This is a genomic window from Streptomyces katrae, assembly GCF_000966975.1.
GTDB lineage: Bacteria > Actinomycetota > Actinomycetes > Streptomycetales > Streptomycetaceae > Streptomyces > Streptomyces katrae.
The window spans coordinates 1-6,102 of sequence record NZ_JZWV01001177.1 but is presented as its reverse complement, the minus strand read 5'-3'; the positions used below and the strand labels follow the sequence as shown (position 1 = coordinate 6,102).

General features: G+C 72.4%; 8 protein-coding genes. 6 read left to right on the top strand and 2 right to left on the bottom strand.

What is annotated here, in order from left to right; all coding sequences use genetic code 11:
- Positions 1–70 precede the first annotated feature (70 nt).
- Complete coding sequence (locus tag VR44_RS34520; protein WP_045951591.1) at positions 71–1,252, top strand: 8-amino-7-oxononanoate synthase; 1,182 nt, start codon at positions 71–73, stop codon at positions 1,250–1,252.
- A gap of 4 nt (positions 1,253–1,256) precedes the next feature.
- Here the strand turns inward: VR44_RS34520 and VR44_RS34515 are convergent, their stop codons facing one another.
- Complete coding sequence (locus VR44_RS34515) at positions 1,257–1,478, bottom strand: DUF397 domain-containing protein (protein ID WP_045951590.1); 222 nt, start codon at positions 1,476–1,478, stop codon at positions 1,257–1,259.
- A 12-nt stretch (positions 1,479–1,490) separates the two neighbouring features.
- Positions 1,491–2,375: a helix-turn-helix domain-containing protein gene (locus VR44_RS34510; protein ID WP_045951589.1), complete on the bottom strand. Its 885-nt coding sequence runs from the start codon at positions 2,373–2,375 to the stop codon at positions 1,491–1,493.
- Between the two features lie 197 nt (positions 2,376–2,572).
- On the opposite strand from VR44_RS34510, the gene VR44_RS34505 reads away from it, so the two are divergent.
- The 5 genes from VR44_RS34505 to VR44_RS34485 all read left to right on the top strand — a co-directional run.
- Entirely contained in the window at positions 2,573–3,022 is a 450-nt protein-coding gene (locus VR44_RS34505; protein WP_045951588.1) for an ATP-binding protein, read from the top strand.
- Between the two features lie 307 nt (positions 3,023–3,329).
- Positions 3,330–3,632 carry an urease subunit gamma gene (locus VR44_RS34500; RefSeq protein ID WP_045951592.1) on the top strand — a complete coding sequence of 101 codons (303 nt, stop codon included), beginning with the start codon at positions 3,330–3,332 and terminating at the stop codon, positions 3,630–3,632.
- A 14-nt stretch (positions 3,633–3,646) separates the two neighbouring features.
- Positions 3,647–3,958: an urease subunit beta gene (locus tag VR44_RS34495; RefSeq protein WP_045951587.1), complete on the top strand. Its 312-nt coding sequence runs from the start codon at positions 3,647–3,649 to the stop codon at positions 3,956–3,958.
- Positions 3,951–5,672 carry an urease subunit alpha gene (locus VR44_RS34490; protein ID WP_045951586.1) on the top strand — a complete coding sequence of 574 codons (1,722 nt, stop codon included), beginning with the start codon at positions 3,951–3,953 and terminating at the stop codon, positions 5,670–5,672. Before VR44_RS34495 ends, VR44_RS34490 begins: the two co-directional genes overlap by 8 nt.
- 16 nt (positions 5,673–5,688) lie before the next feature.
- Positions 5,689–6,102, top strand: a 414-nt coding sequence (locus tag VR44_RS34485; RefSeq protein ID WP_045951585.1) for an urease accessory protein UreF, incomplete at its 3' end; no start/stop codon positions are given.

The window sequence follows — 6,102 nt, the reverse complement described above, 5'->3', positions numbered from 1 at the left end:
GGGTCGAGCAGATCTGTCGACTGCCGACAAAACGCGAGACACATCGCGAGACGCGACGCGAGGACCGCCGATGACCCAGCCCACCCCGGAACCCGAGGACGTCTTCGCCTGGATCGACGGTGCGGAGCGGCTGCGCGAGGAGGCGGGACTGGTGCGGACCCTGCGCCCGCGCCCGGCCGACTCGCCCCTCCTGGACCTCGCGAGCAACGACTACCTCGGTCTCTCCCGGCACCCCGAGACCGTCCGCGGCGCCTGTGCGGCGGCCGAGCGCTGGGGTGCGGGGGCCACCGGGTCGCGCCTGGTGACGGGGACGACGGAGCTGCACACCGAACTGGAGCGGGGGCTGGCCGCTTTCGCCGGATTCGAGGCGGCCCTGGTGCTTTCCTCCGGATATGCCGCGAACCTCGCCGCGGTGACGGCGCTCAGCGGCCGGGGCACGCTGGTCGTCTCCGACGCCGGCAACCACGCCTCGATCGTCGACGGCTGCCGCCTGTCGCGGGCGGAGGTGGAGGTGACCCCGCACGGGGACGTGGAGCAGGTCCGCAAGACCCTCGCCGGGCACGGGGGCCGTGCCCTGCTGGTGACCGACTCGGTGTTCTCGGTCGACGGGGACGCCGCCCCGCTCGCCGCCTACGCCGCCGCCTGCCGGGAGGCGGGCGCGGCCCTGGTCGTGGACGACGCGCACGGGCTCGGGGTGCTGGGCGAGGGGGGCCGGGGCGCCCTGCACGCGGCCGGGCTCGCGGGCGCGCCCGGGGTGGTCGCGACGATGACCCTCTCGAAGTCGCTGGGCAGCCAGGGCGGAGCCGTGCTGGGGCCGGCCAAGGTGATCCGGCACCTGGTCAACACCGCCCGCGCGTTCATCTTCGACACGGGCCTCGCCCCGGCCGCCGCAGGCGCGGCGCTGGCGGGCCTGCGCCTGCTGGAGCGGGAGCCGCAGCGCGCCGACCGGGTCCGGGAGGTGGCCGCCGAACTGTACGGGCGGCTCACCGCGTCCGGCCTGACCGCGGTCAGGCCGGACGCGGCCGTGGTGTCGGTGCGGGCCCCGTCGGCCGCGGCGGCACTGCGCTGGGCCGCCGACTGCCGCGAGGAGGGACTGTCCGTGGGCTGCTTCCGTCCGCCATCGGTGCCGGACGGCATCTCCCGGCTGAGGCTGACGGCGCGGGCTGATCTCACGGGGGACGAGATCGGCCGCGCCGTCGGGACGGTCCTGCGGACCGCTCCGGCCGGGGCCACGGAGCCGGTTCAGCGGTAGGACGTCACACGCGCACGTCCGTCCGTACGGAGGCGAGGAAGCCGTCCCAGGCCGGCCCGGTGAAGAGCACGGCCGGGCCGTCCGTCCGCTTGGAGTCGCGGACGGCCAGCAGGCCGCCGGTCAGGGCGGCCGCTTCCACGCAGTTGTTCATTCCGGTGCTGCGACTGCTCCGCCGCCACCGCGCGCTGTTCAGAAGTCCGCTGGTGGATAAGGGGGTTGCGGACACGGGGGTGCCTCCTTACACGTCCTCAGCGAGTGAGCTGATGAGGTCCGACGAGTCACGGGGCGGGAGGGCGTGCGCCTGGATGGTGCGGAACGCGGCGCTGTACGCCTCAAGGTCTTCCTTCCGCTCCAGATAGAGGCTACTCGTCAAATGGTCGAGTACCACCACATCCAGATCGGCGATGTTCGGAAATGAGAAAATGACGAACGGTCCGGTCAGGCCGAGATGACCCCCCACGGTGAACGGCAGCACCTGGAGGTGAACTTGGGGCAGCCGTGCCACCTCCGCCAGGTGCCGCAGCTGCTCCCGCATCACCCCCGGCCCGCCGATCTGCCGGCGCAGCACCGCCTCGTCCAGTACGGCGCTCAGCTCCAGCGGCGGGTCCGCCCGCAGCACCGCCTGCCGGGCCAGCCGTACGTCGACCAGCGCGTCCACCTTCGGCTCCGGCAGCCCGCCGAGCGCGGCCCGGGTCACGGCCCTGGCGTACTCGGCGGTCTGCAACAGGCCCGGCACCACCGAGAGTTCCACCGTCCGCGCCGAGCGCGCCCCTGCCTCCAGGCTGATGAAGTCCCGGTACTCCTGCGGCAGCAGGCCCCGGTAGTCGTGCCACCACTGCCGCCCGCGTGCCTCCTCGCCCCCCGCCCCGGGTCCGGCCGCCGAGGCGCCGAGGGCCTCCAGCAGGGCGCGTTGCTGCGGGCCGACCACGTCCCCGTAGGCGTCCAGCAGCAGTCGGATGTCCTGCGTCTTCACGCCACTGCGGCCCGTCTCGATCCGGCTGACCTTCGACTGGTGCCATCCCACGATGCGGGCCACCTCGCCGCTCGTGAGCCCGGTACGGTCGCGCAGTGCGCGCAGTTCCTCGCCGAGCTTGCGCCGTCGCACCGCGGGACCGTGCTGCATACCCGCTCTCCTTCCACCGGCACAGACCGCACCAGTCTGCCGTCCAAATACGCTCTTCCGTAGCAGAGTTCACCGCATTGAGCGACAGATATATGCATATCTTGGGGGAACGGCGGAAACGGCGGCAGGATGGATGGCACTCTGGCGCTCAGCGCAGATCCGGGACGGCTCCGTCCCGGTGGGAAAGGGACGTCGCCATGGCAGATCAGCTGGAAGCATCCGTCACCCTGCCGAGCGACCCGGTCTCGGTGGCCGCCGCCCGCCGCTACGCCGCACAGGTACTGAGCGACTGGGGACTTCCGGAGGACGCCGACACCGCCGACACCGTACGGCTGGTCGTCTCGGAGCTCGCGACCAACTCCGTGCAGCACACCTTCGGGCAGTCGCCCACCTTCACCGTCGACCTGCGCCTGGAGCGCGAGGAGTGGCTGCGCGTCGGGGTGACCGACAGCCACCCCCGGTGGCCCAAGCGGCTGCCCGCGGCCGTCCAGCAGGACAACGGCCGGGGCATGGTCATCATCCGCTGGCTGGCGGCGGAGGCGGGCGGCCGGCTGTCGGTCAGCCCCACCGAGGACGGCGGCAAGACCGTCTGGCTCGCCCTGCCCTGGCCGGCCGGTGCGCCCGCCGGCACCACCCGCGGCCGCTGAACGGACGGGCCGCGAACGGGCGATCGTATGACGAAGGCGGCTCCTGCTCCCCCGACGGGATGAACCGGGTGCCTTCCGGAAACGTGGGTTAACGGGGCGGAAAACTTCCGCCCCTATGGTGTGCCCCGCGGCCTTCCGCCAACGACCGCCCATGGGGCGGTAAAGCGCCGGTGATCCGGACGGAAAGCCTCTCTCAGTGTTGGGCAAGACATGCTTGGCATGGATATGCGCAGGTCAACAAAGTGTTGACGGCCAGTACGGTCGCCACGGCGCGAAAAGATCTTGTCCCGGAAGCTTGGTGATACAGGTGCAGTTGACACCACACGAACAAGAGAGACTGCTGATCCACGTGGCCGCCGACGTGGCCGAGAAGCGCAGGGCGCGCGGGGTCCTCCTCAACCACCCCGAGGCCATCGCCCTGATCACCTCCCACCTCCTCGAAGGCGCCCGGGACGGCCGGACCGTCGCCGAGCTCATGGAGTCCGGACGCAAGGTGGTCACCCGCGCCGAGGTCATGGAGGGCATCCCCGAGATGATCCACGACGTCCAGGTCGAGGCGACGTTCCCCGACGGCACCAAGCTCGTCACCGTCCACGACCCGATCGTCTGAAGGGGGCAATCCTTATGATCCCCGGCGAAATCGCCTTCGGGGACGGTCCCGTGCGCCTCAACGAAGGCCGCCCCGTCACCCGCCTCACCGTGCTCAACGCCGCCGACCGGCCCGTCCAGGTCGGCTCGCACTACCACTTCGCCGAGGCCAACCCCGGCCTCGACTTCGACCGGCGGGCCGCCCGGGGCCTTCGCCTGAACATCGCCGCCGGCACCGCCGTCCGCTTCGAGCCGGGCATCCCGGTCGCCGTGGAACTCGTACCGATCGGCGGGCTGCGCACCGTGCCCGGACTGCGCGGGGAGACCGGAGGACCCCTCGATGCCTGAGATCTCGCGCCAGGCGTACGCCGACCTCTTCGGCCCCACCCGGGGCGACCGGATCCGGCTCGCCGACACCGACCTCTTCGTCGAGATCGAGCAGGACCTCAGCGGCGGCCCCGGCCACTCCGGCGACGAGGCCGTGTTCGGCGGCGGCAAGGTCATCCGCGAGTCCATGGGGCAGGCCCGCACCACCCGCGCCGAAGGCGCCCCCGACACGGTGATCACCGGCGTGGTCGTCCTGGACCACTGGGGCATCGTCAAGGCCGACGTCGGCATCCGCGACGGCCGCATCTGCGGCATCGGCAAGGCCGGCAACCCCGACACCATGGACGGGGTGGACCCCGCCCTCGTCATCGGCCCCGAGACCGAGATCATCGCGGGCAACGGGAAGATAGTCACAGCCGGTGCCATCGACACCCACGTCCACTTCATCTCGCCGACCGTCGTCGACGAGGCCCTGGCCTCCGGCATCACCACCCTCGTCGGCGGCGGCACCGGCCCCGCCGAGGGCTCCAAGGCCACCACCGTCACCCCCGGACCCTGGCACCTGGCCCGGATGTTCGCGGCGCTGGAGGCCTACCCCGTCAACATCGGCCTGCTCGGCAAGGGCAACACCATGTCCCGCGAGGGCATGTACTCCCAGCTGCGCGGCGGCGCCCTCGGCTTCAAGATCCACGAGGACTGGGGGGCCACCCCCGCCGTCATCGACGCCTGCCTGAGCGTCGCCGACGAGACCGGCACGCAGGTCGCCATCCACACCGACACCCTCAACGAGGCCGGGTTCGTGGGCGACACCCTCGCGGCCATCGCCGGGCGGACCATCCACTCGTACCACACCGAGGGCGCGGGCGGCGGCCACGCCCCCGACATCATCACCGTGGTCTCCGAGCCGAACATCCTGCCCAGCTCCACCAACCCCACCCGGCCGCACACCGTCAACACCGTCGAGGAGCACCTCGACATGCTGATGGTCTGCCACCACCTCAACCCGGCCGTCCCCGAGGACCTCGCCTTCGCCGAGTCCCGGATCCGGCCCTCCACCATCGCGGCCGAGGACGTGCTCCACGACCTCGGGGCCATCTCCATCATCTCCTCCGACTCCCAGGCCATGGGCCGGGTCGGCGAGGTCGTGCTGCGCACCTGGCAGACCGCCCACGTGATGAAGAAGCGGCGCGGCTTCCTGCCCGGAGACGGCCCCGCCGACAACCACCGGGCCCGCCGCTACGTCGCCAAGTACACGATCAATCCGGCCGTGGCCCAGGGCCTTGCCAAGGAGATCGGCTCGGTCGAGGTGGGCAAGCTCGCCGACCTGGTGCTGTGGAACCCGGCCTTCTTCGGCGTCAAGCCCGAGGTGGTCGTCAAGGGCGGCCAGATCGCCTACGCGCAGATGGGCGACGCCAACGCCTCCATCCCCACGCCCCAGCCCGTCCTGCCCCGGCCCATGTACGGCGCCGTCGGACGCGCCCCCGGCCTGAACTCGCTCAACTTCACCTCGCAGGCTGCCCTCGACGACCACCTGCCCGAACGGCTCGGCCTCACCAAGCAGTTCACGGCCATCGAGAGCACCCGCAGGACGAGCAAGACGGACATGCGCAACAACGACGCCATGCCGAGGGTCGAGGTCGACGCCGACACCTTCACCGTCAGCATCGACGGCGAGGTCGTGGAACCGGCCCCCGCCGCGGAGCTGCCCATGGCGCAGCGCTACTTCCTCTTCTGATGGAGGACCGTTCCCGATGAGCCTCGCCGCTCTGCTCGTCCTCGCGGACGGCCGCTTCCCCGCCGGTGGGCACGCCCACTCCGGCGGAGCGGAGGCCGCCTGCAAGGCGGGCCGGATCCACGACGCCGCCTCCCTGGCCCAGTTCTGCCGGGGCCGGCTGCACACCGCCGGGCTGACCGCCGCCGCCCTCGCGGCGTCCGCCGCCCTCGGCCTCGACCCGGCGGAGCTCGATGCCGCCGCCGACGCCCGCACCCCCTCGCCCGCGCTGCGCGCCGCGGCCCGCCGGCTCGGCCGGCAGCTGCTGCGGGCCGCCCGCGCCACCTGGCCCGCCGCCGAACTGGACGCGCTGGCCGCCGCCTTCCCCCGCGGGGCGCACCAGCCCGTCGTGCTCGGCCTGGCCGCCCGGGCCGCCGGGCTCGGCGCCCTGGAC